The sequence below is a fragment of the Bacillus sp. FSL R7-0166 genome, from assembly GCF_038008935.1.
Taxonomy (GTDB): domain Bacteria; phylum Bacillota; class Bacilli; order Bacillales; family Bacillaceae; genus Bacillus; species Bacillus altitudinis.
The window spans coordinates 1,489,875-1,513,829 of the sequence record NZ_JBBPAC010000001.1 but is presented as its reverse complement, the minus strand read 5'-3'; the positions used below and the strand labels follow the sequence as shown (position 1 = coordinate 1,513,829).

The window sequence follows — 23,955 nt, the reverse complement described above, 5'->3', positions numbered from 1 at the left end:
AAGTCCCTCCTTTATTCATCATCAGGGTATTCAATCGTTTTGGAGCTTACTACTTTATCATCCACAGTCACCTGATAGTATCCTTTTTGACCAGGTTCTATCTTAAATTTAATCGTTCGCTCAGTGGGCGCAGTGATTTTAAAGGTTTCATATAAATCAGAAATGCTATGTTCTGCATCGTCAATGGATATTTGAACATTCATTTCTTGTCCTTCTGTTTCTGGTTCATATGGGATCGCAATCTTTTCAGTCACTGTTTTGGCTGGTTTCTCTTTTGGTCCAAGGGAGAACGTAATTTTAACCGTATCACCAGGTTTAACAGCTGTCCCCGCTCCCGGTTCCTGCTTCATGACCTCACCTTTTGGCACATCGTCAGAATATGCTTCTTTTTCATCTAGCTTTAGTCCATTATCCTCTAAATAATTTGATGCGGCCTGTTTACTATACGTCGTTAAATCCCGTAAGGTAATATCGGCAGGGCCTATACTGACGGTCAATGTGACTTCTTCATCTGCTGCGACAAGTTCTGTATTCGCGGAAGGTTTCTGTTCCATGACAATGCCTGATTCTGTGTCATTATCATTCACTTCCTCTACAACAACCTGTTTAAACCCTTTTTTCTCTAATAGTTCTTTTGCTTTCTCGACCTTTTCACCTGTTACATCAGGTAATTCGGTTTTTTCTTTACCTGTACTTTGATAAAGCTGAATTTCTGTCCCTTCTTTTACCTTTGTTCCAATTTTCGGGTCTGTTTTGACAACCAGCCCTTTTTCAATCTTCTCGTCGGCAATATCAATGGGTTCAGAAGCGACGGTAAATCCGGCTTTCTTCAAGGTGTCTTCCGCTTTTTCAACCGTCATGCCAGAAACATCGGTTACCTCTACGTCTTTTGGAAAGAGTAATCCTGGGAAGACCGTGATCGCTAAAATGGTCGCAGCCGTCAAAACAAATAAGATCGACGCTACAATCCACGGCCATTTTTTCCGTTTTTTCTTCGGCTTTTGTTTCTCTTTTTTCTTTGGTTTTTGAACCGGGTGGACGGCTGTTTTTTCATTGTCTTGATCGACTTGATGATCTTTTATAATAGGAATGGCTTTTGTTGCTTCATGATCTTCTTCAATGACAAAGCGCTTTTCTTTTAGTCTTGCAGGGTCAAAAACCGTTTTTAAGTCTTTTTGCATTTCAGATGCATCTTCGTATCGATAGAATGGATCTTTGGCCATCGCTTTTAAAATGATGTTCTCCACGCTTTGTGGTACAGAAGGATTCCACCTTCTCACAGATGGCGGCTCTGATTGCAAATGCTTCAGTGCGACACTGACAGCGGATTCTCCTTCAAATGGCATGCGTCCTGAAATCAGCTCATAAAGAACAATACCAAGTGAATAAATGTCTGACTTTTTCGTTGCAAGACCACTGCGCGCTTGCTCTGGGGACAAATAATGCACGGAGCCAAGAACAGAATTCGTATGGGTAATGGTCGCTGAGCTAAGCGCCATGGCGATGCCAAAATCAGTGACTTTGATATTCCCCAAGTTGTCTATTAATATATTGTGAGGCTTAATGTCTCGATGGACGAGCTGTTTCGCATGGGCTTCTTCCATCGCCGCAACGACTTGCTCCATAATGCGAACGGCTTCTTTTGGATGAAGCGGTCCATTGGCGTGTATGTATTCTTTCAGCGTCATCCCTTCGACATATTCCATGACAATATAATAAATGTCATCTTCTTCTCCTACATCGTAGATACTGACAATATTCGGATGATCTAAGCTGGCTGCTGATTGCGCTTCTCTCCGGAACCGTCTAATAAAATCATCATCGCTTGCAAAGTCAAACCGTAAAATTTTAATCGCCACTTCGCGATCTAAAATCATATCCTCCGCCAAATAAACGTTGGCCATTCCGCCTCCGCCTATGGCGCGAAGAATTTGATAACGGCCGCTGATCCTTTTTCCGATCAACACTTGCTGTCACCCTCCTCTGTTTGGGAGGAGATTTCTAACAGTACTGCTGTAATGTTATCTTCACCGCCGTTGTCATTCGCTGTTTGAACTAACTCTGTTACTTTTTCATCTGGTGCGGTTGTTTGCGATAAAATCTGAATCAAATGTTCTTCTTCTACTTTATTCGATAATCCGTCTGAGCAAAGCAAAATTTGATCTCCTGGATCCACTTCAAAAGTTCGTGCATCAATTTGAACGTGTTTATCCGTTCCTAACGCTTTGGTCAGCACATTTTTTCTTGGATGATATTCTGCATCCGCTTTTGAAATCTCTCCTGTTTTCACTAACTCATTCACTAGTGAGTGATCATCTGTTAATTGGGTCAGCGCACCTTCTCTTAGCAAATAGCAGCGGCTGTCACCAATATGGGCAATTGTGACCGTTTGCAAATGAACGAGCGCACAAACGATGGTCGTCCCCATTCCTTGGCATTCCTCATTGTTTTTCGCATGTTCGTATACTTGGTCATTAATGTCGCTAATTTTTGAGATTAACCAATTTTCTTGATCGGCTGGTTTATTTGGAATTGAAGATGTTTCCTGCCAGTATTCTTTTAAAGAAGAAACTGCCATCTTGCTGGCTACATCACCAGCAAGATGACCTCCCATTCCATCTGCTACAACAGCTAGAAGTGTGTCTTCTTTTGCTTCAAAAATACCTGCATCATCTTCATTATGCTGACGGACTTTTCCTGTATCGGTTTGAAAGGCTGCCCTTATCAACATTCGTCACCTCGTCTCTTCCTGACGCTCCTTCGCTCTTAGCTGACCGCAAGCAGCATCAATATCATGGCCTTGCTCTCGTCTAATCGTTACGTTTACGCCTCGTTCTTTCAGCGTTTTTTCAAATAGGAAGATTTGTTCTCTTGGTGTTCTCACGTAATCTCTTTCTGGTACATAGTTCACAGGGATGAGGTTTACATGGCATTTGATTCCTTTTAATAAATCAGCAAGTTCTTCTGCGTGATGGACTTGATCATTGACTCCGCCAAACAGACCGTATTCAAAGCTCACGCGTCTGCCTGTTTTTTGAATATAGTATTCAATAGCTTCCATTAATTTTGGCAGCTTGTATGCCTTATTGATTGGCATGAGGCGGCTTCGAATGTCAGTATTTGGTGCGTGCAGGGAGACAGCAAAGTTGATTTGCATTTGCTCATCCGCAAATTGATAAATCTTTGGAATGATCCCGCTCGTCGAAACGGTAATATGACGTGCACCAATATTTAAGCCGTTATCATGGTTAATGATTTTAAGGAATGCAAGCATTTCATCAAAGTTATCAAACGGTTCGCCAATTCCCATGATGACAACTGAGCTGACGCGTTCATCTGTTTCATCAAGCGCCTGTTGTACTTTCAATACTTGGGCCACAATTTCTCCCGCCTCAAGGTTACGTTTCAAACCGCCAAGTGTAGATGCACAGAATGTACAACCAATTCGACAGCCAACCTGTGTTGTGACGCAGACAGAGTTGCCATATTCGTGGCGCATCAGCACGGTTTCAATGGTATAGCCATCGTGTAATTCAAATAAGAACTTGATCGTTCCATCTTGAGATGTTTGTTTTATCACTGTTTTTAAAGTCGTGATGGCGAATTGATCTTTTAATTTTTCTCTTAATTCCTTTGAAAGGTTAGACATTTCATCAAAGGACGTGACGCGTTTTTCATAAAGCCACTCAAAAATTTGTGTTGCACGGAAAGGCTTCTCGCCTTGTTCCTTTAACCAGTCTTTGATTTCATTTAGCTCGAACGAGTAGATCGACGGCATGTCTGTTTTCAGTTCTTTTCTTACTTTTTGTTTTTGTTCTGTCATTTTTTATCCCTTCTTTCTCATGCTGCAAATAAAGAAACCATCTGTTCCGAAATAATGAGGAAGAATTTGTACACTTCCGTTTTGAACAAACGGAGCAACCTGCTCAGGCAGCCGTTCATTAAGAGATAGATCGGGGTCGAAGTCTTGGTGTTCTTGTAAAAACGCATGAATCACTTGTTGATTTTCTGTTGGATCCATTGTACATGTACTGTATACAAGGGTTCCGCCTGGCTTTAGCAGCTGGGCTGTTTCATGCAAGATCGATTGCTGAATTGTCGCAAGTCTTGCTGAGTCTTCCGAGGACTTTGTATATTTCATATCTGGTTTTCGTCTGATGACGCCAAAACCTGAACATGGTGCATCAATGAGAATACGGTCAAACGAAGCATCATCATAATGGTCGGATACTTTCCTTGCATCAAGCGCTTTTGCCTCAATATGCGTTAAGTTCAGACGTTTTGCTGCCTGTTTGATCAGTTTTACTTTGTGCTCATGTAAATCAAGAGACACAATCTTCCCCTCATCGTTCATTCGCTCTGCGATATGTGTTGATTTACCACCAGGAGCGGCACAGGCATCAAGCACCATTTCTCCCGGCTGAGGATCCAGCGCTCTTGCGACAAGCATGGAGCTTTCATCTTGAATCGTGACAAAGCCCTCTTGAAAGAAAGGAGTAGATACGATAGATCCTTTCATGAGTTTGAGTGCATCCTCAGATAAGTCGCCGAGCTCTGTTTCCATTCCTGCATCCATGAGTTCTTGCTGCAGTGCAGGGCGGTCTTTTTTCATTCGATTGACACGCAATGTCTGCTTTGGCGGGACTAAATGAATACGGCACATGCTTTCTGCTGCTTCAAAACCGTACGCCTCCACCCATTCTTGTACGAGCCACAATGGATGGCTTGTCTCTATTGAAAGCCTTTTTACCGGATCTTTAATCGCATCAAATGCTGGCACGCCTTCTCTTTGCACGGAACGCAAAACGCCGTTGACTAGTGAAGAAATGCCTTTATGTCCGCGCTTTTTCGTTAGTTCCACTGCTTCATGGATGGCTGCACGATCTGGAATTTTTTCAAGATAAACCATCTGATAAAGAGACATACGCAAAAGCTGCATGACCCATGGAGCCACCTTTTGCGGTTTTTTCACAAAGGGTGTGAGCATATAATCAAGTGCTAGCTTGTTTTGCAGTGTACCGTATACAAGTTCTGTTAATAGCGGTTTGTCTTGATCGGAGAGTTCTTTCTCTTTCATCACTGACTGCAAAAGCAAGTTACTGTAGGCTTGATTTTGTTCGAGTTTGATTAAAGCGTCCAGCGCTACTTCTCTCACATTACTTTTCTTCATTGATTAACCCTAATTTCTGTCCAATTTCGATATTTGCGCCTCTTAAGAAGTCTTCACCGCTCATTTTTTTCTTTCCAGCGGGCTGTACACTCGTTAATAAAAGGCCTTGCTGATTTCCTGTTCCAACGACTGGTCCTTCTTTTTGAAGCTCAATCACTTTCCCAGGTTCTTCTGGTGCTTGAAGCGGCACTTTTTTCGCTTCCCATACTTTTAAGTTGGCGCCGTTCCATTCAGTATAGGCAACTGGCCATGGATTTAAGCCGCGAACTTGGTTGTAAAGCTCTTCTCCTGGTTTTGTCCAGTCTAACCTTTCCTGCTCACGCTTAATATTTGGTGCATACGTTGCTGCCTCTTCATTTTGCGGAATTGGCGAGATAGACCTGCTTAACACATTTGGAACGGTGTCTTTTAATAAGGCCGCACCAGCCACACTTAATTTATCGTGCAGTGTTCCGACGTTGTCTAATTCATCAATTTCTACTTCTACTTTGCTAATCATGTCACCTGCATCAAGCTTTTCCACCATATACATGATCGTCACGCCTGTTTTCTTTTTGCCTTGCAGGATCGCATAATGGATCGGTGCACCGCCTCTTAGTTCTGGCAGCAGTGAGGCATGAACGTTGATACAGCCAAATTCAGGTTCATCAAGTAATCTTTTTGGCAAGATTTGTCCGAATGCTGCTGTTACGATTAAATCTGGCTTTAACGCAAGCACTTTATCAATTTCTTCATCAAGACGTACCTTTTCAGGCTGTAAAACTGGAATGCCGTGTTTTAAGGCTTCTACTTTTACAGGAGGCGGCGTGAGCACTCGTTTTCTGCCTTTCGGGCGATCTGGCTGTGTGACGACCCCTACCACTTCGTATCCTTCTGTTATAAGTGTTTGCAGCACAGGTACTGAGAAATCAGGGGTTCCCATAAATACGATACGTGCCATTTTCTTCACCCTTCCATTTCCGCAAGTTCTTTTTCTGTATAGGTTTGAATGATCTTCGACGTGAATAATACGCCGTCTAAGTGATCAATTTCATGCAATAAAGCTCTTGCTAAAAATCCTTCTGCTTCTATTGTAAATGGTTTGCCTTTCTTATCAAAGGCTTTCACCTTCACATAATTTGGTCTTTCAACCGTTCCGTACAAAGATGGAAAGCTCAGGCAGCCTTCAATGTCTGTCTGGCTCCCTTCCACTTCAAGAATCTCAGGATTTACCAAGTCAATCCTCCCAGAATCTTCTCCGATATCGACCACGGCAATTCTTTTTGAGATGCCAATTTGCGGTGCGGCTAGGCCGACTCCATCTAGTTCAAGCATTGTATCATACATATCATCCAGCAGTTTTTTCAGTTTTTTATCGAATGTATCAACAAGCTCTGTTTGTTGTTCAAGCACGTCTGCAGGATGTAAGACTATCGGTTTGATTGCCACGAAAAGACCTCCGTTTTACATCATCATATATGGATTCATATCGATTGATATCATCAACTGTTTTTGTTCCATTTCTTTTTGATAATGATCTTGTATTTTCCGTAATAAACTTGCCAGTTCATTTTCCCTTTTGTATTTTATCACGCATTGATATCGATATCTATCTTTGATCTTAGCGATCGGAGAAGCAGCAGGACCGAGAATCCTTGTATTCGGTGCACAATTCATTTTCAGGAACTGAACAATTTTGTCTGTGACATGCGCTGCCTTTGTCACTTCTTCATGTGATACAGTCACCATCGCCAAAAAATAAAATGGCGGATAGGACTGATGACGACGGTGCAACATCTCCTGCTCATAAAAGGCTTCATAATCATGCTGTTTGGTTAATTCAATACTATAATGCGTAGGTGTATATGATTGAATAATGACTGACCCCGCTTTTTCATGACGTCCCGCCCGTCCGCTTACTTGTGTAAGAAGCTGAAACGTTTTTTCACTTGAACGAAAATCAGGGATGTGAAGAGACGTATCCGCACTAAGGACACCGACAAGTGTAACATCTGGGAAGTCTAATCCTTTTGCAATCATTTGCGTCCCAAGCAGAATGTCCGCTTCTTTGTTACCAAAGGACGTGAGAAGCTTTTCGTGCGCGCCTTTCCGAGAGGTTGTATCTACATCCATTCGGATGACCCTTGCTTCTGGCAATACCTTCGTCAACTCTTCTTCCACACGCTGCGTGCCTGTACCAAAATAGCGAATATGCTCACTATGGCATTCTGGACATTCTGCAGGTACAGGAGCTTCGTGACCGCAGTAATGGCACTTCAGCCGTTTTTGAAAGCGGTGATAAGTGAGAGAAATCTCACAATGTGGACATTGTTCCACATATCCGCAATCACGGCACATCACAAAGGATGAATAGCCTCTTTTATTTAGAAATAAAACAGCCTGTTCTTTTCTTTCAAGTACTTCTTTTAACCTGAGCATTAATTCTTCTGAGAACATGGAGCGGTTGCCGTTTCTTAATTCTTCTCTCATATCAATTAACGAAACGTGCGGCAGCTGCTGCTGATTGACGCGCCGTTTGAGCGTCAGCAGTGTATACACACCCTTTTTCGCACGCGCATATGACTCAAGTGAAGGCGTTGCACTGCCTAATACAACCGGACATTGGTGCCGCCCTGCTCGTTCAATGGCCACATCTTTCGCATGATACCGAGGCATTTCTTCTTGTTTATATGACGATTCGTGTTCTTCATCTATAATGATCATTCCTAGATTCTCAAACGGGGCAAAAACAGCCGATCTTGCGCCAACGACAAGCTTGACTTCCTTGCGGTGGATTTTCCGCCATTCATCGTATTTTTCCCCAGTCGATAAGCCGCTATGAAGAACAGCCACATTGGACCCGAAGCGCTCTTTAAAACGCTGGACCATTTGAGGCGTTAATGAAATTTCAGGAACTAGGACGATCGCTTCTTTTCCCTTTTGGAGGACATGATCAATCGTCTGTAAATAAATTTCGGTTTTACCGCTTCCTGTGACTCCGTGCAGTAAAAACGTTTCATGTTTGTCATCGCTCACTGCTTGATGAATGGGTTTTGCCGCTTCTGCTTGCTCTGTTGTGAGATCAAGAGGAGTAGATGGTGTAAACTCCTTATCCCGATAAGGATCTCGATAAATCTCTTCATAGCTTTCTGTTAACAGACCTTCTTGAATCAAGGCTTTTATCGTTTGAGAACTAGCACCTGTTTGCTGCTGCAAATCTTTTGCTAAAAACGTCGTTTCATTCGATTGAAGTAAAAAAGCAAGCAGCGCCTTCTGTTTCACCGCATTTTTCTTTAACTGTTCCTGCTTTTCTTCAAGTTTTTCTTTTGAAACAGCTGTCTGAAGTGTCCGCACCTTTTTCTTTCCGGATTTTTGCGAGACGTGATATCTGACTTCTAGATGACCTTTTTGGACATGCTTTTGAATAGGCTTCAGCTGTTCAGGCGGAATGTCAGCGTAAAGGATGCTCTCTTGCTGACCGAAAAGCTCTTTCAATGACTGCGGAAGTTCCTCAGCTGATAACACCTGAATTTCTTTTTCATATTTGGCTTTCATCGCTGCAGGAAGCATCGATTGAAGCGCCGTAATATGATAGGACAATGTTTTTTCCGTCAGCCAGTGGGAAAGCTCCAATAGCTCATCTGTCAGAACAGGAGATAAATCAAATAAATCGACAATGTCCTTGATGTTTCCTGACTGTACGTCTGTTTCTTCTTTGATTTTTGTCACAAACCCTTGAATCTTCCTTGGTCCAAAAGGAACTACTACCCTCATACCAGCCTTGACAAGGCCTTTAAAGCGGTCTGGCACACGATAGTCAAATGGCCTGTCAATGGCTTTCGTTGTGACATCGACGATCACTTCAGCAATCATGCTCGATCACGCTCTTTTGGCAGCAGCTGTTTTGCCTCCTGTAAGATTTCAAAGGCAAGGTCTTTTTTACTCATCATTGGCAGCTCTTTTTTTGTTCCGTCTGCTTTGATCAATGCTGCGACATTCGTATCTGTGCCAAAGCCTGCGCCCTCTGCTGCAACATTGTTCGCGACAATCATATCTAAATGCTTGGATTCGATTTTCTTTTTCGCATAGTATTCTACATCCTGCGTCTCAGCCGCAAAGCCGACTAGCACCTGATGTTCTTTTCTTTTCCCAAGCTCTTTTAAAATATCTTTCGTCCGCTTAAATTCAACCGCTAGTTCACCGTCTTGTTTTTTCATTTTATGAGAATACGTCGTGACAGGCGTATAATCGGCAACGGCTGCTGATTTAATCACTATATCTGCTTTCTCGTACACCTCTAACGCTGCTTGATACATCTCCTCAGCCGATTCCACTTGCACCACATTCACATGCTCAGGCGCAGTTAACGAAACAGGTCCTGAAATGAGCGTGACATCAGCCCCCATTTGCTCGGCAGCTTCTGCAATGGCATAGCCCATTTTCCCAGAAGAACGATTTGAAAGGAAACGAACAGGGTCGATCACTTCTCGTGTAGGGCCAGCTGTGACCACGACTTTTTTACCTGAAAGCGGCAAGCTGGTTGGCTCATCAAAAAACGCACGGATGTGTTCAACAATTTTTTCAGGCTCCTCTAAGCGTCCTTTTCCAATGTAGCCGCATGCTAAATAGCCTTCACTTGGCTCTATAAACCGGTAGCCGTCTTCATATAAAGTGCGGATGTTCCGCTTGACAGCTGGATGGTCATACATGTGCACATTCATAGCCGGTGCAACCCATACAGGAGCTGTTGAAGCAAGCAAAGTCGTTGTGAGCATATCATCAGCAAGTCCTGCGGCCATTTTACCAATGGTATGTGCTGTTGCAGGGGCAACAAGAATGAGATCGGCCCAGTCAGCTACATCAATATGCGCAATGACTTTTGGATTGTTTTCTTTAAATGTATCCACATACACCTCATGCCGAGATAGGGCTTGGAAGGTGAGCGGAGACACAAACTCACGGGCAGATTCTGTCATAATCACTCTTACGTTTGCGCCTGCCTGTACGAGTTTACTAGTGAGTGCAGCTGCTTTATATACGGCGATTCCTCCGCTGACGCCGAGTAAAATATTCTTTGACTGTAACATTTGTTTGTCCCCCTTAACGGCCTTTTTCACAAATTCGTCTACAATTCAAAAAAGTCAAAACCAATCATAGTTTTGACTTTTTTGAACGTATCGTATCTGCATAGCAGAAGCGATGTTATTCTTGCTCTTCTTTTTCAAATGTCAAAAGACCAGCATCGATTTCTTCAAGAGCTTTCCCTACAAATTTATAGGATTTTGTGTTTTCGATTTGTTGATCTTGATGGATTTGCATTTCACGTGCACGGCGTGCAGACACTGTGACAAGTGTATATTTTGAGTCAAGTTTGTTCATCAATGAGTCAATTGAAGGATCTAACATGGTTTATTCTACCCCCAGCATTTTTTTATATCTTGGTGCGACTCTGTCTCTTCGCAGGTGCTCTGCAAGGACGATCGCTTTAATTCTTTCACATGCAAGCTCGACATCGTCGTTTTCAACGACATAGTCATAAGCATCCATCATTTCAATTTCTTCTTTTGCAGCAGCCATTCGGTTACGGATGAGATCCTCAGATTCTGTCCCGCGTGTAATAATGCGGTTTTGAAGTTCTGAAAGACTTGGCGGTGCAAGGAAAATAAAGAGACCTTCCGGGAATGCTTCTCTTACTTGAAGTGCACCTTGCACTTCGATTTCAAGGAAAACATCTTTTCCTTCGCTCAATGTTTGTTCTACATAGTCAACAGGCGTGCCGTAGTAATTCCCGACATACTCTGCCCATTCTAACAGCTTTTTGTTTTCAATCATATGTTCAAATTCTTCCCTGGTTTTAAAGAAATAATCAACACCATTTCTTTCACCTTCACGCGGTTTGCGGGTTGTCACAGAAATAGAGTATTCAAATTTCGTATCTTCCTGGGAGAAAATGGCTTGTCTGACCGTTCCTTTTCCAACTCCCGAAGGTCCAGAGAGAACGATTAAAAGTCCTCTTTCTTTCATAATGGCGTATTACCCCTGCCCTTCATCTATGATTTCTTCTTTTACAGAAAGTCTTTGCGCGACAGTCTCAGGCTGAACGGCAGATAAGATGACATGGTCACTGTCCATAATGACAACAGCACGGGTTCTTCTTCCGTATGTCGCATCAATGAGCATGCCTCGATCTCTTGCGTCTTGTATCATTCGTTTAATCGGTGCTGATTCCGGACTGACGATTGAAATCATCCGATTCGCTGAAATGATGTTTCCAAATCCGATATTGATCAACTTTATGGTCATCTTCTTTCGTCCCCCTGTAATATAAACGTCTCTAGTCTCGCCGAAAGAGACGCACTGTAAACAGCATACACAATGACTATTCTATATTTTGCACTTGTTCTTTTATTTTTTCAATAGCGCTTTTCATTTCAACCACCAGCTTTGTTAAATGGTGATGGTTTGCTTTTGATCCAATCGTGTTCACTTCACGGTTGAGCTCCTGTACAAGAAAGTCAAGCTTTCGTCCGGCAGCGCCGCCTTGCGTCAAAATTTGCTGGAACTGCTGAAAATGACTTTTCAGCCTGGTAATCTCTTCTGTAATGTCACAGCGATCCGCAAAGATGGCCGCCTCTGTGATCAGCCTGCTCTCTTCAAGCGCCTCTCCGATCCATTCTTGCAATCTTTGATTCAATCGTTCTTTGTACTGACTCACAACCTCTGGTGCAAACACTTTGATTTCTTCTGTAAATGCCTCGAGTTCAGACAGCCTGAGTTCACAGTCTTTTTGAAGTGATGTTCCCTCCTGCTCTCTCATAAAGCAAAGCTCCTTGACAGCTTCTTCACAAGTGTCTATCAGCAAATGCTCCAGCTGCTCATTACGGCTGACTGACTCTTCCACCTGAACAGCCTGTTCCAGCTTCAGTAAGTCATGTGCATGCTGAATACCTGAAATATGATAGCGGTCCTCAAGGTCTTTTGCGGCTTTCATATATTCATCAAGCAGCGGCCAGTCAATTTGTAAAGACCGGCTTGCAAGTTTACCGCCTTCAATCGTAACAAACAGCTCAATTCGACCGCGCTGCACGTGACGAAGAATGATTTTTTTTAATGTATCTTCGAAATATAAAAGCGGCCTCGGCAAACGGGCATGAACCTCTTTAAAACGGTGATTGACCGATTTTAGCTCAACTGACACTGTCAGTTCACCATCCGTTTTACTCGCTTGGCCGAATCCCGTCATACTGCGTATCATGTGAAAACACCCAATTCTTTCATATTAATAAAATGAAAAAGGTAATAGCAGACACTATTACCTCAAAATTATACCATAACCAATTATTTTTTTCTTGTCAAAAGTGACCCCGCCAGTAAAAAAGTTGGCAATGCAGACATACCGATGATCAGAAGCCAATCAACTGGTGCGACTGCCACCGTTTTGAAAATCGGCTGAAGCGGCGGATAATAAATGACCACAAGCATCAGCAGAAGGGAAGACACAACGGCGCCGATCAAGTACATATTCCCGAATGGATTGCGTTCAAAAATAGACCGTTCACTGCGGCAGTCAAACACATGAATGAGCTGCGCCAAAACGAGTGTGCTGAATGCAACCGTCTGCGCATATTGAAGATTGTTCGGATCACGGTGATACACAAACATAAAGGCTAACAAAGTGGCAATCCCGATCAGAAACCCTCTTGATATGACCTTCCAGCCAAGCCCTCTTGCAAAAATCCCCTCTTTCATGTTGCGCGGCTTTCTCTTCATGACATCGCCTTCTGGTTTATCCATTCCAAGTGCCATAGCCGGCAAGCCGTCTGTGACAAGGTTTACCCACAAAATTTGAATTGGAACGAGAGGCAATGGAAGCGCAAGAAGCATCGCAAACAGCATGACCAAAATCTCTCCCACATTCGATGCCAGCAAATAGCGGACAAATTTGCGAATGTTTTCATAAATATTCCGGCCCTCTTTAATAGCGGATTTAATGGTCGCAAAGTTGTCATCAAGCAAAATAAGAGAAGAAGCTTCTTTGGCAACGTCTGTTCCGGTAATCCCCATGGATATACCGATATCCGCCTGTTTAATCGCTGGCGCATCATTCACCCCATCACCTGTCATCGCGACAATATGGCCATTTTTTTGATAGGCCTTCACAATTCTCAGTTTATGCTCAGGTGATACACGGGCAAAGACGTACACATCTTCTGCTGTTTGCTCCAGCTCTTTGTCGCTTAGCTGATCCAGAGCTTTTCCATCAAGCACCTTTCCTTGCTTCGGTAAGAGACTTAAATCTTTAGCGATCGCTTTAGCCGTTTCTACGTGATCGCCTGTAATCATCACTGTTTTAATGCCAGCATCCCGGCATTCTTTAATCGCTCGTCTCACTTCAGGACGAGGTGGATCAATCATGCCCTCTAGACCGATAAATGTGAGGCCAGTTTCTGCCTGCTGAACAGATGTGATTTTTTCTGTCAGGCTTACTTTTTTATATGCAATCGCAATGGTTCTAAGCGCTTGTCTTGCTAAACCTTGAATGGCAGCTTCTGTTTCTTGCCGGTGGGCCTTTGAAAATGATGCGGTGCGTCCGCCGTGCATCATATGACTTGAACGGTTCATCAGCACATCTGGCGCCCCTTTGGCAATGACATACCGCTCCTTCTGATTCGTTTCCACGACGACTGACATCATTTTTCTTTCAGAGTCAAAAGGGAATTCCTCCACCACACGAAATCCCGCTTCGATGAATTGCTCTGTAAAACCCGCTTTACGCGCAGCGGTTAGAAGTGCTCCTTCTGTCGGATCGCCATCAAGTCTCATCTCACCGTCTTTTTCAACAATGGTCGATGTATTACAAAGTGCTCCGTATAATAGCACCTTTTGCAGGCTTGGATGTTTGTCTACATGGACAAGTTCTCCATTTAAGGTAAAATCACCTGACGGCTCGTACCCAGTGCCAGAAATATTCCACGTTTTCCCCTCTGCCCATACATGTGTCACTGTCATTTTATTTTGTGTCATTGTGCCTGTTTTATCTGAGCAAATAATCGAGGCGCAGCCAAGTGTTTCCACAGCCGGCAGCTTTCTGACAATGGATTTTTGTTTAATCATCCGCTGCACACCTAGGGAAAGTGCGACAGTGACGATCGCCGGCAGCCCTTCTGGAATCGCAGCAACAGCGAGAGATACACCCGCTAAGAACATATGATACAAATCATGACCTTGCACCACACCAAGAACAACCACAAGCACAGTTAAAAATAATGCAGCCACAATTAAAATTTTTCCCAGCTGCTCAAGGCGTCTTTGCAGCGGTGTTTCCATATTACCTGCTGAATCCAGCATACCGGCAATTTGTCCCATCGCCGTATTCATCCCTGTACCAATGACAACCCCTACACCGCTTCCTCTTGTGACAAGCGTCCCCATAAAGGCCATGTTCGTCAAATCTCCAAGTGAGACATGATCTCGCGAGAGCGGACTCGCATGTTTGACCGCTGGGATGGACTCTCCAGTGAGGGCAGATTCTTCGATTTCCAAACTCTTTGTTTCTAGTAATCTGATATCTGCCCCAATTCGATCCCCACTTGAAAACTTCACAATATCTCCCGGCACGAGGTGCTTCGACGGGATCTTGACCCATTCATTGTTTCTCCTTGCATAGACATGCGGCGTTGATAATTCCTTTAGTGCTTGGAGGGACTTTTCCGCACGGCGTTCCTGATAAAAGCCAAGCACACCATTTATCAGCACAATCGCCACAATCGCCACAGCATCAATGTATTCACCTAAAAAGGCAGAAATAATCGTTGCCGCAAGCAGGATTAACACCATAAAGTCTTTAAATTGCGCTAAAAAAATAACGAATGCCGACGCCTTTTTCCCTTCCTGCAATTCATTTGGCCCATGCTTTTCAAGCCGCTTTTGCACATCTTTTTCTGACAGTCCGTCACCTATCGATGTATTCATTGTTTTTAATAAATCGGTTTGGTTCAGTTCATGCCAATTCATTTGACCTCGTCCACTCCTCTTTTGTTCTCTCTCTTATGCAGTGTTCTATAAGCCAGTTTATTCAGACTCGTCCTAAATCATGCTATAATAATAAGACTGCCTAAAGAACGAGAAAACGTAAGGTTCTTTCAGTAGATTTGTGTGAAAGAAGAGGGTGTATCCAACATGTCATTTGACGGCATTTTTACATACGGTATGACTAATGAATTGCAAGAAACATTAACTGGCGGAAGAATTTCGAAAATACATCAGCCATACAAGCATGAGCTGATTTTTCATATCCGGTCAAAGGGGAAGAATCATAAGCTGCTTTTATCCGCTCACCCGAGCTATGCAAGAGTACAGCTCACTGAGCACCATGATGATAATCCGAGCGAACCGCCAATGTTTTGTATGCTTCTCAGAAAACATCTTGAGGGTGGGTTCATTGAACGTTTTGAACAAATTGGGTTAGATCGGGTGATCGTGCTGCACGTGCGAAGCCGAAATGAAATTGGCGATGAACAAACCCGTAAGCTGTATATTGAAATTATGGGCAGGCACAGCAACTTAATTCTCGTGGAGGACGAAACGGAGCAGATCATTGACGGACTGAAACATCTTTCTCCATCTGTGAACAGCTATCGAACGGTGCTGCCCGGACATCAATATCTTCTGCCGCCGGCACAGCAAAAGCTGAATCCTTTTGACGTGACAAAGGAAGATATTTTAAAGCATTTACGTTTTCAAGAAGGGAAAATCGCCAATCAAATTGTCGATACATTCTCCGGGGTTTCTCCGCTGTTTGCTAAGGAAGCTGTCCACAGGGCCGGTCTTGCCAATCAGGAAACGATTCCAAGTACATTGCTCGAGATGTTCCAGCTCATTCAGGCGCATTCTTTTACCCCTCAGCTCACGAGAAAAGATGGGAAAGAGTATTTTTATTTATTAGAACTTCAGCACGTCGATGGTGACATGAAGACGTTTGATTCTCTTAGTGAGCTACTTGACCGCTTTTATTTCGGAAAAGCTGAAAGAGACAGAGTCAAACAGCAGGCGGCTGATCTTGAACGTTTTGTTGTGAATGAAAAAAAGAAAAATGAAAACAAGCTAAAAAAACTAACAAGAACGCTTGAAGAATCTCAAAATGCGCATAAGTACCAGCTTTATGGTGAATTGCTTACTGCCAATATATATGCAATTAAAAAAGGGGATAAAGAAGCGACTGTCATCAATTATTATGATGAAGAAGGCGGAGAGATCACGATCCCGCTCAAAACAAACAAAACCCCTTCTGAAAATGCACAAGCGTATTTTACAAAATACCAAAAGGCAAAAAATGCAGTAGAGGCCGTAAATGAACAAATCAAGCGAACACATGAAGAAATTGTTTATTTTGACGAGCTGATCCAGCAGCTGTCCTCTGCCTCACCAAAAGATTTAGAGGAAATAAGAGAAGAACTGGTGGAAGGAAAATATTTGCGTCCCAAACAAAAACGCAACGCCAAAAAGAAAAAACCATCGGCCATTCAGCTTGAAGCATATGAATCTTCTCAAGGTGTTCCGATTCTCGTTGGAAAAAACAACAAGCAAAACGAATATTTGACCACAAAGGCGGCAGCTCGTGATGACATTTGGCTGCACACAAAGGATATTCCTGGATCACATGTCGTCATTCGTCACAAAGCGCCTGATGAACAAACCTTGCTTGAAGCAGCACAAATTGCTGCCTACTTCTCAAAGGCAAAAGAATCAAGCTCCGTCCCTGTCGATTATACGAAAATCCGGCATGTGAAAAAACCAAACGGAGCAAAACCGGGCTTTGTCACGTATGATCAGCAGCAAACATTATTTGTGACGCCTGATGAGGATGTTGTCCTAAAGCTGAGAAAATAAAAAAGAGCCGATTAAATCTTTAGATGAGATTTTATCGGCTTTTTCTTTGTCTTTTTTTTCTTTCTATATAGAGCTCATCGAGTGCATCTACATCCTCTTGTTCAAGCAAGGTCTCAATGGCCGCAGCCAGCTGTTTAGTGCGGGCTGGGCTTGCACCACTCGTAGATATGGAGATTGTCACTTTTCCTGCCGTTACAACCTTTGGCACAATCACATTGCCTAGCTCTGACTGGCTCACACAGTTGACGAGCTGATGAGGAAGCGCTGATTGCGTCATCCACTCGTTTACTGAAGGGTCGTCTGTAGCAGCGACAATTAAAAATGCATCCTTTACATCTTCCGCATCCACTTTCTTTTTCTTCCAAGTCAGCTGATATGTCTCAATGAGATTTGCCATTTCATCACAAATGTCAGGGCTCACAATGGTTATGCTGCATGGCTCCATGCATAGCGCACTCGTCCTTCTAGCCGCAATCCTTCCACCGCCGGCAATCAGCACATGTTTATTGGTTAGATCAAGATGAACTGGAAGCATGGCTTTCTCCTTGAAAACGAAACGCATCCTCTTTGTTTAAGATGGTTTCCTGCACACGTTCAATATAAGCTGCTTTTACATGGGGATGAAACCCAATATATCGGCAGACACGGACATCTCGCAACCGCTCTCTCGCCTGATTCGCTTCACTCTCAATCTCTTTCATTAAAATGCCGGTAAATAAAAGATAAGGCACGAGATAGACAGGCGTATCGTCATCTACTGTTAACTGTGCTAAGACGTCACGATAATTCGGTTCACACGCTGTAATAAAACACGGAAAAACCTCTGCACAAGGCAACATGCTACGGACATCATCTGCAATGCCAAACACATCCCGCTTTACATCTGGATCAGAGCTTCCACGGCCAATTAAGAGAATTTTTGCACGCTCTCCCTTGTATCCAGCTTCTTCAATCCTTGCGATAACCGCTTTCGTGACTTCTTGGTTCACGCCTATAGGTCTTCCATATGTCACCTTCACTTGTGGGAAACGTTTTTGTACTTTCACAATCTCATCTGGAATATCTGATTTGGCATGCATGGCAGTTAAAAGGAGGAGCGGGACGATCGCAATGTGGGTTGCTCCTTTTTGCACACAAGTCTCAAACCCTTCTTCAATTGAAGGGTCCGTCAACTCTAAAAAACAAATTTCTTGGATATCTGCTTCCACTAACGGCATACAGCTTATCATAAAAGAAATGGCTTTATCCTGTGCTTCTTTTACCCTGCTTCCATGCCCGACATAAAGGACTGCTTGTTTCATTTTACTTTTGACTCCTCCTTGCAACCTTAGTTTTATTCAGACGAAAAGACACGATGTCTACACGTGTCTTTTCACCTTTGTTCTCATTTCTCAATCAGTGCTGGTTCAAACCAGTTCAACTTTTGATGAAAGTGAACGACATCTCCTACCACGATTAAACTTGGGTGCTCGATCCCTTCTTTTTCAACCGTTTCAGATAGTGTCGCCACCGTGCAGCAAGTCGTCTTTTGCCTCGTGGTCGTTCCCCAGTGAATAAACGCAGCTGGGGTTTCAGGATTCCGCCCATTTTTCAAAAGCAGCCGCTGAACTCTTTCCACGTTTTTGACGCCCATGTAAATGACAAGGGTATCAATCCCCGTCGCCAGCGCTTCCCACTTTTCTTCAAAATGTTCATCCTTTTGATAATGCCCTGTCACAAACGCAACATTCGAGCTGAATTCTCGGTGCGTGACTGGAATGCCTGCATAAGCAGCGGCTGCAATGCCAGAAGTAATCCCCGGGACAACTTCATATGGAATACCATGCTCAGCTAAGCATTCGATTTCTTCACCGCCACGGCCAAATACAAAGGGATCACCGCCTTTTAGACGAACGACTATGTTCCCTTCCTTCGCATGAGCAACAAGCGCTTCGTTAATCGCTTCCTGTCTCATCGTATGATGATTCGGCAGTTTGCCGCAATAGATCAACTCCGCCTCCGGTTTGGCATGGGCAAGAATCTCTTGATTGACAAGACGATCATATAAAATGACATCTGCCTGCTGTATTGCCTTATGGGCCTTTAGCGTAATTAAGTCTGGGTCACCCGGTCCGGCACCAACAATGTATACTTTCCCCATCTTGCTTTCTCCCCCTGCCATCAGGCGATTATTTCGTTTTATCCTTTACATAATCAACAAGGCGCTGTTTTGACTCCTCGCGTGATAATTCACCTGTATCTAGGACGAGCTCAGGCGCAGCTGGCTCTTCGTATGGTGAATCGATTCCCGTGAAAAATGGAATTTCGCCGTTTCTTGCTTTTTTATATAACCCCTTTGGATCACGCTCTTCACACACGTTCAGATCACATTTCACAAACACTTCGTGAAATTCTCCGTCTTCGACTAACTGTCTTACGATTTGGCGGTCTTCTTGAAATGGTGAAATAAAAGCAGTAATGACAATCGTTCCTTGCTCAACAAATAATTTCGCCACTTCACCGATGCGCCGAATGTTCTCTTTTCTGTCGTCATCTGAAAAGCCTAAATCTTTATTGAGTCCATGGCGTACGTTATCGCCGTCAAGGACTGTCACTTGGTACCCCTGTTCAAACAGCTCTCGAGCCGCTGCGTTGGCGATCGTCGATTTACCTGAACCGCTTAGACCTGTCAGCCAAATGATCCCGCTTGTATGGTTGTTTTTCTGTTGATATTCTTTTTTAGTAATAGATGAATCATGCCACACGATATGTTCGTTGCTCATGTCATATCCTCCTTTAAGATACCGTCGTTTTTAATCCTTCGATTAATGTTTCAATGACTTCTTTTCGGCTGAACGTGCTCGGTGGTAATTCACCATTTCTCAGCATCGTTCTGACCTTTGTACCTGAGAGAATGACATGTTCGCTTTTATCATGTGGGCATGTTTTTGGTGTTGCCATGGCTTCACATGTATTGCAGTAAAAGCTGTGCTCAAATTTTAATGGTGTGATTCCAATTTCTTCGCTTGTAAATTGTTCAAATAGCTCCTGCGCTTCGTATGTGCCGTAATAATCACCAACACCCGCATGATCTCTGCCGACAATAAAATGTGTACAGCCATAATTTTTACGCACAAGCGCATGAAAAATCGCTTCCTTTGGTCCAGCATAACGCATGGCAGCAGGAAAAACACCTAAAAAGACGCGGTCTTTTGGGTAATAACCGTTCAGTAACACTTGATAGCTTTTCATTCTTACATCTGCTGGAATATCATCAGATTTTGTTTCACCAACAAGTGGATTTAAAAATAGACCATCCACTGTTTCCAGTGCTGTCTTTTGAATGTATTCATGCGCACGATGGACTGGGTTTCTCGTTTGGAAACCGACAATTGTTTTCCAGCCGTTTTCTTTAAAATGTTTTCTTGTTTCTTCTGGCTCATACGTAAATTGCGGGAAAGGTTTTTCACTGCGTTTTGTCAGTGTAATTTTACCACCAATATACGTGTCACCGCGTTCAAATAATTTTTTCACGCCTGGGTGATTGCGGTCATCTGTTTTATACACATTCACTGCTTCTTTTTCCTTATCAGGTGTGTATTGATCTTCCACCTCAATGACCCCGTATACTGTTCCATTATACGATAAACGAACAATGTCACCTTGATTGATCTCCGCTGCTTGTTCCTTTGTGACAGGCAGAGTAATCGGAAGAGACCAAACGACACCACTTGCTAGTCGCATACTGCTGACAACTGCTTCATAATCAGCTTTCGTTAAAAACCCTTCAATTGGACTATACCCGCCAATTGCGATGAGTTCAAGGTCTGCAAAAGAGATGGCATCCAGCTCAATTTCTTTCGCAGCTGTGCTTAGATCAAATTCTTCATTTACTCGATTAATTAATACGCCACCATGTGGTGTTAAACTCATTTGTTCATCTTCCTCTCAATGTTCATATTTATTAGATGTTAATAGTCGGATTTATATTTAAATCCCGCCGCCCTGTTCATGAATCGAGCTGCTCTCATTTTTAACTGCCTTCATAAGACTCAGTGCACCTAGTGAAGCAAGCAGTACACTCATCATGATAAAGATAGAGTAATAGTCTCCTTTTAAGAAAAGGCTTACCAACAAATAAGATAGACTAAGTGATAAGAAAGGTGACACAACCCATACCTTCAGCATTTTTTTCACAACATGTTTATGAAAAATGTTCGGTCCACCCTTTGCCATACCAAGCCCAATAATGGACGAGGAGGTAATTTGAGTAAGGGGAACAGGGAGTCCGAATATAGAGCTGACGATGACAAGTCCTGCACCGGTGCTCGATAATAGAATGCCTTCACCCGTTTGATAGCGTGTAATTTTCTTTCCGTTTGTTTCTAGTACCCTTCTTCCTAGAAGCAGCGCCCCAATGGCCACAAAGATTCCGCCGTAAAGGGTTCCTTGCCCGACTGATAAAACACCTGACGCGACAAGCGGGCCGACCGCATTGGCGACATTGTTCATGCCGGCTGAAAATGCTTCTAAAAACCCACTGATAATCAAAACAACAGATAAGATCAATGTACCTTTTTTGGATAATGTCCGTTTAGGGAACAATCTGATGATTTTGACAACAGCAAAGGTAAAAACAAAGGCAACAATCGGAATAATCACCCAAAAAGAGACAATGACTAAGATCGATTTCACATATAGCACTTTATATGCGGCTGCCACACCGACCACAGCACCTACTGTGACCTCACTTGTGGATAAAGGAATGGCCAAGAGGTTCGCTATGAAAAGTGATAATGCGGCCGAGCCAATGATGATACACACAATTTCAAGTGTGATGACAGATTCCGGCATAATCCCGGAGCTGATCGTTTTGACGACCTCACCGCCGCCAATCACTGAACCTGCTAATATTCCAACCGCACAAACGCTGAGCGCGTATATTGGCTTTTTGATCGCACCTGAACCATATGCGATGCCCATCGAAGCGGCTGCTCCGCTTGCGCCAATATTTAAAGCAAAGAATAAGCTAAATAAAATTGCGGCGATTTCCATACATTATACTCCCTTACTCATGTAATCCGCACTCAGTCTTTGCTGTCCCTGACCATCTTCCAGAACGCAAATCATCAGCAGTAAATGCCGGCTGTGTACATGGTGCACACCCGATGCTTGGATATCCTTGGTCGTGCAGCGGATTATAAGTAAGATCCTCTCTAGACGCATATCTCCATATGTCCTTCCACGTCCAGTGAATGAGCGGACATACTTTGACTGATTGGAATTTTTCATCCTTATTTAAGAAGTTCGTACCTGCTCGTTTAGGCGACTGCTCTCTTCTTAAACCAGACAGCCATGCCGGATAGCCAGATAGTGCCTCTTGCAATGGAATGACCTTTCTCATATGGCAGCAGCTTTGAGGATTCGTTTCCCATAATTTATCACCATGCTGCTCATTCTGCTCTTCCACCGTCAGCTCAGGTGTTTTCAGCACGATGTCTAAACCAGGATATCTTTCCTTCACTGCATCAATGGTGTCGTATGTTTCCTTGAAATGCAGACCTGTATCTAAAAAGACAATTCTTGCATCTTTTTTTACTTTCGCAATTAGATCGATCAGGACAATGCCCTCAATGCCAAAACTGCATGCATAAACGAGCTGATCACCATAGTGGCCGTACGCCCATTTCAGCACAGATAGGGCCCCTTTATACAAATCGTCCTCTTGAAATGTAATGGACGGCTCTTGCCAATTTTCATAAGTTAACATTGTTTCTCCCCTTCCGGAGTACTGCTTCTATTGCTATTCTCCGCACTACTTTAATCTGATTTTTTCATTTTTTTCCACTTGAATCACTTGACCGTCCTGAACGATCAACGTAATTGAACCGAATTTCATATCCCCAATCAGCTCTTGCATATGCTTCACTAAGTCCTCATCCTGGTTTTGTTTCAGTTCCATCTCCTCTTCCTCCTCACCGTTAAAATAAAAAAACTTTCTTTCAGTCCGAAAGAAAGATGAGGAAGCTCACGATTTCCTTATCTTTCAAAATAGAATCATTTTGCAGGAAGTAGCACCTTGCAAATCGCAGGTTGCCGGGCTTCATCGGGCCAGTCCCTCCACCTCTCTGGATAAGAGTTTTAATTTGTATTAAATATTAACACAATTCAAACAAAAGTCAACCCGACTTTATTGATAGGATTAGTTTTTATTTAAATTTGAGTCTATTTTACTATTTTTAACCAAATAAAAAACTGTGCAGCGCAGCACAGCTTTTTTAAAAAAGGACAAGCTTTTTAGACCGTTTCTTCCATCCAAGATTCAGACGAAGGATCCTGTCTCCAGCGTTTTAGTTTATTCATAGCAGAGGGCTCAATTGCTTTTAGCTCAAGTGCCACTTCTGTCAGTGTGTCATAGTCTGTCAGCGTGACATAGGGAATGTTTTTCTCTTGAAAAGCCGCAGTTGCTTTTGGCAGTCCATAAGTGAAGATCGCAACAACTCCGAGTACGTCACAGCCTTCTTCTTCTAGAGCAGCCACAACTTCAAGAACGCTGCCTCCAGTTGAGATGAGGTCTTCTACGACAACCACCTTTTGTCCAGGTGATACGGCTCCTTCAATTTGATTTCCTTTTCCGTGTGCTTTTGGTTTACTTCTTACATAACACATCGGTACGTTCAGACGATCAGCTGCTAATGCCGCATGAGGAATGCCAGCTGTAGCTGTACCTGCGACAACTTCCGCTCCTTCAAAATGAGTGAGAATCAAGTCTTTTAAACCTTCCGCAATGTCTCCTCTGACCTCAGGATAAGACAAGGTGAGGCGATTGTCACAGTAAATCGGTGATTTGATACCGCTCGCCCATGTAAATGGTTCGTCTGGTTTTAAAGAGACAGCTTTGATTTGTAATAAATGCTTCGCGATTTTCGTTTTCATCC

Annotated in this window: 23 protein-coding genes and 1 riboswitch; of the genes, 1 reads left to right on the top strand and 22 read right to left on the bottom strand. The window is 43.3% G+C overall.

Features of this window, described 5'->3' with window-relative positions; translation table 11 throughout:
- Window positions 1-11 precede the first annotated feature (11 nt).
- The 13 genes from pknB to NST01_RS07680 all read right to left on the bottom strand — a co-directional run bounded on the left by pknB (window position 12) and on the right by NST01_RS07680 (window position 15,163).
- Window positions 12-1,967, bottom strand: a complete 1,956-nt coding sequence (gene pknB, locus NST01_RS07740) for a Stk1 family PASTA domain-containing Ser/Thr kinase (RefSeq protein WP_341041741.1) — start codon at window positions 1,965-1,967, stop codon at window positions 12-14.
- A complete protein-coding gene (locus NST01_RS07735) occupies window positions 1,961-2,731 on the bottom strand; it encodes a Stp1/IreP family PP2C-type Ser/Thr phosphatase (protein WP_034647887.1) in 771 nt (256 codons plus the stop codon). The genes pknB and NST01_RS07735 overlap by 7 nt, the downstream gene beginning before the upstream one ends.
- A gap of 3 nt (window positions 2,732-2,734) precedes the next feature.
- Window positions 2,735-3,823, bottom strand: a complete 1,089-nt coding sequence (gene rlmN / locus NST01_RS07730) for a 23S rRNA (adenine(2503)-C(2))-methyltransferase RlmN (RefSeq protein ID WP_007499669.1) — start codon at window positions 3,821-3,823, stop codon at window positions 2,735-2,737.
- A gap of 3 nt (window positions 3,824-3,826) precedes the next feature.
- Window positions 3,827-5,170, bottom strand: a complete 1,344-nt coding sequence (rsmB, locus tag NST01_RS07725; protein WP_341041740.1) for a 16S rRNA (cytosine(967)-C(5))-methyltransferase RsmB — start codon at window positions 5,168-5,170, stop codon at window positions 3,827-3,829.
- Entirely contained in the window at window positions 5,157-6,110 is a 954-nt protein-coding gene (gene fmt, locus NST01_RS07720; RefSeq protein WP_017359336.1) for a methionyl-tRNA formyltransferase, read from the bottom strand. Before fmt ends, rsmB begins: the two co-directional genes overlap by 14 nt.
- 5 nt (window positions 6,111-6,115) lie before the next feature.
- Window positions 6,116-6,598 carry a peptide deformylase gene (gene def, locus NST01_RS07715; protein WP_017359337.1) on the bottom strand — a complete coding sequence of 161 codons (483 nt, stop codon included), beginning with the start codon at window positions 6,596-6,598 and terminating at the stop codon, window positions 6,116-6,118.
- Between the two features lie 15 nt (window positions 6,599-6,613).
- A complete protein-coding gene (gene priA / locus NST01_RS07710; protein ID WP_224559772.1) occupies window positions 6,614-9,022 on the bottom strand; it encodes a primosomal protein N' in 2,409 nt (802 codons plus the stop codon).
- On the bottom strand, window positions 9,019-10,236 hold the full coding sequence (coaBC, locus tag NST01_RS07705) for a bifunctional phosphopantothenoylcysteine decarboxylase/phosphopantothenate--cysteine ligase CoaBC (protein WP_041090556.1): 1,218 nt from the start codon (window positions 10,234-10,236) through the stop codon (window positions 9,019-9,021). Before coaBC ends, priA begins: the two co-directional genes overlap by 4 nt.
- A 115-nt stretch (window positions 10,237-10,351) precedes the next feature.
- Complete coding sequence (gene rpoZ / locus NST01_RS07700; protein WP_008344896.1) at window positions 10,352-10,555, bottom strand: DNA-directed RNA polymerase subunit omega; 204 nt, start codon at window positions 10,553-10,555, stop codon at window positions 10,352-10,354.
- Between the two features lie 3 nt (window positions 10,556-10,558).
- Window positions 10,559-11,173 carry a guanylate kinase gene (gmk, locus tag NST01_RS07695; protein WP_007499680.1) on the bottom strand — a complete coding sequence of 205 codons (615 nt, stop codon included), beginning with the start codon at window positions 11,171-11,173 and terminating at the stop codon, window positions 10,559-10,561.
- A 9-nt stretch (window positions 11,174-11,182) separates the two neighbouring features.
- Window positions 11,183-11,452 carry an extracellular matrix/biofilm regulator RemA gene (gene remA / locus NST01_RS07690; RefSeq protein ID WP_008344898.1) on the bottom strand — a complete coding sequence of 90 codons (270 nt, stop codon included), beginning with the start codon at window positions 11,450-11,452 and terminating at the stop codon, window positions 11,183-11,185.
- Window positions 11,453-11,528: 76 nt separating this feature from the next.
- Entirely contained in the window at window positions 11,529-12,404 is an 876-nt protein-coding gene (locus NST01_RS07685; protein WP_017359340.1) for a YicC/YloC family endoribonuclease, read from the bottom strand.
- Between the two features lie 83 nt (window positions 12,405-12,487).
- The gene (locus tag NST01_RS07680; protein ID WP_007499684.1) at window positions 12,488-15,163 is read right to left on the bottom strand and encodes a calcium-translocating P-type ATPase, SERCA-type; all 2,676 of its coding nucleotides are present in this window, start codon (window positions 15,161-15,163) and stop codon (window positions 12,488-12,490) included.
- A 165-nt stretch (window positions 15,164-15,328) separates the two neighbouring features.
- Between NST01_RS07680 and NST01_RS07675 the strand changes: the two genes are divergently transcribed.
- The gene (locus NST01_RS07675; RefSeq protein ID WP_341041738.1) at window positions 15,329-17,038 is read left to right on the top strand and encodes an Rqc2 family fibronectin-binding protein; all 1,710 of its coding nucleotides are present in this window, start codon (window positions 15,329-15,331) and stop codon (window positions 17,036-17,038) included.
- Window positions 17,039-17,069: 31 nt separating this feature from the next.
- On the opposite strand, the gene NST01_RS07670 is transcribed toward NST01_RS07675, so the two are convergent.
- The 9 genes from NST01_RS07670 to pyrE form a co-directional block, all read right to left on the bottom strand.
- On the bottom strand, window positions 17,070-17,573 hold the full coding sequence (locus NST01_RS07670; protein ID WP_341041736.1) for a precorrin-2 dehydrogenase/sirohydrochlorin ferrochelatase family protein: 504 nt from the start codon (window positions 17,571-17,573) through the stop codon (window positions 17,070-17,072).
- A complete protein-coding gene (locus NST01_RS07665; RefSeq protein WP_326110333.1) occupies window positions 17,554-18,339 on the bottom strand; it encodes a sirohydrochlorin chelatase in 786 nt (261 codons plus the stop codon). The genes NST01_RS07670 and NST01_RS07665 overlap by 20 nt, the downstream gene beginning before the upstream one ends.
- Window positions 18,340-18,422: 83 nt before the next feature.
- A complete protein-coding gene (gene cobA / locus NST01_RS07660) occupies window positions 18,423-19,178 on the bottom strand; it encodes a uroporphyrinogen-III C-methyltransferase (protein WP_035700704.1) in 756 nt (251 codons plus the stop codon).
- Between the two features lie 28 nt (window positions 19,179-19,206).
- Window positions 19,207-19,800, bottom strand: coding sequence for an adenylyl-sulfate kinase (gene cysC, locus NST01_RS07655; protein WP_008344911.1), 594 nt, complete (start codon window positions 19,798-19,800; stop codon window positions 19,207-19,209).
- Window positions 19,801-19,813: 13 nt separating this feature from the next.
- On the bottom strand, window positions 19,814-20,950 hold the full coding sequence (gene sat, locus NST01_RS07650; RefSeq protein WP_046527256.1) for a sulfate adenylyltransferase: 1,137 nt from the start codon (window positions 20,948-20,950) through the stop codon (window positions 19,814-19,816).
- A 57-nt stretch (window positions 20,951-21,007) separates the two neighbouring features.
- Window positions 21,008-22,072 carry an inorganic phosphate transporter gene (locus tag NST01_RS07645; protein WP_008344915.1) on the bottom strand — a complete coding sequence of 355 codons (1,065 nt, stop codon included), beginning with the start codon at window positions 22,070-22,072 and terminating at the stop codon, window positions 21,008-21,010.
- A gap of 13 nt (window positions 22,073-22,085) precedes the next feature.
- Window positions 22,086-22,787 carry a phosphoadenylyl-sulfate reductase gene (locus NST01_RS07640; RefSeq protein WP_008344917.1) on the bottom strand — a complete coding sequence of 234 codons (702 nt, stop codon included), beginning with the start codon at window positions 22,785-22,787 and terminating at the stop codon, window positions 22,086-22,088.
- Between the two features lie 45 nt (window positions 22,788-22,832).
- Entirely contained in the window at window positions 22,833-22,979 is a 147-nt protein-coding gene (locus NST01_RS07635) for a YezD family protein (protein ID WP_008344920.1), read from the bottom strand.
- 74 nt (window positions 22,980-23,053) lie between these two features.
- Window positions 23,054-23,156, bottom strand: a riboswitch (SAM riboswitch).
- A gap of 158 nt (window positions 23,157-23,314) precedes the next feature.
- Window positions 23,315-23,953, bottom strand: coding sequence for an orotate phosphoribosyltransferase (gene pyrE, locus NST01_RS07630; protein WP_035700698.1), 639 nt, complete (start codon window positions 23,951-23,953; stop codon window positions 23,315-23,317).
- Between the last annotated feature and the right edge of the window lie 2 nt (window positions 23,954-23,955).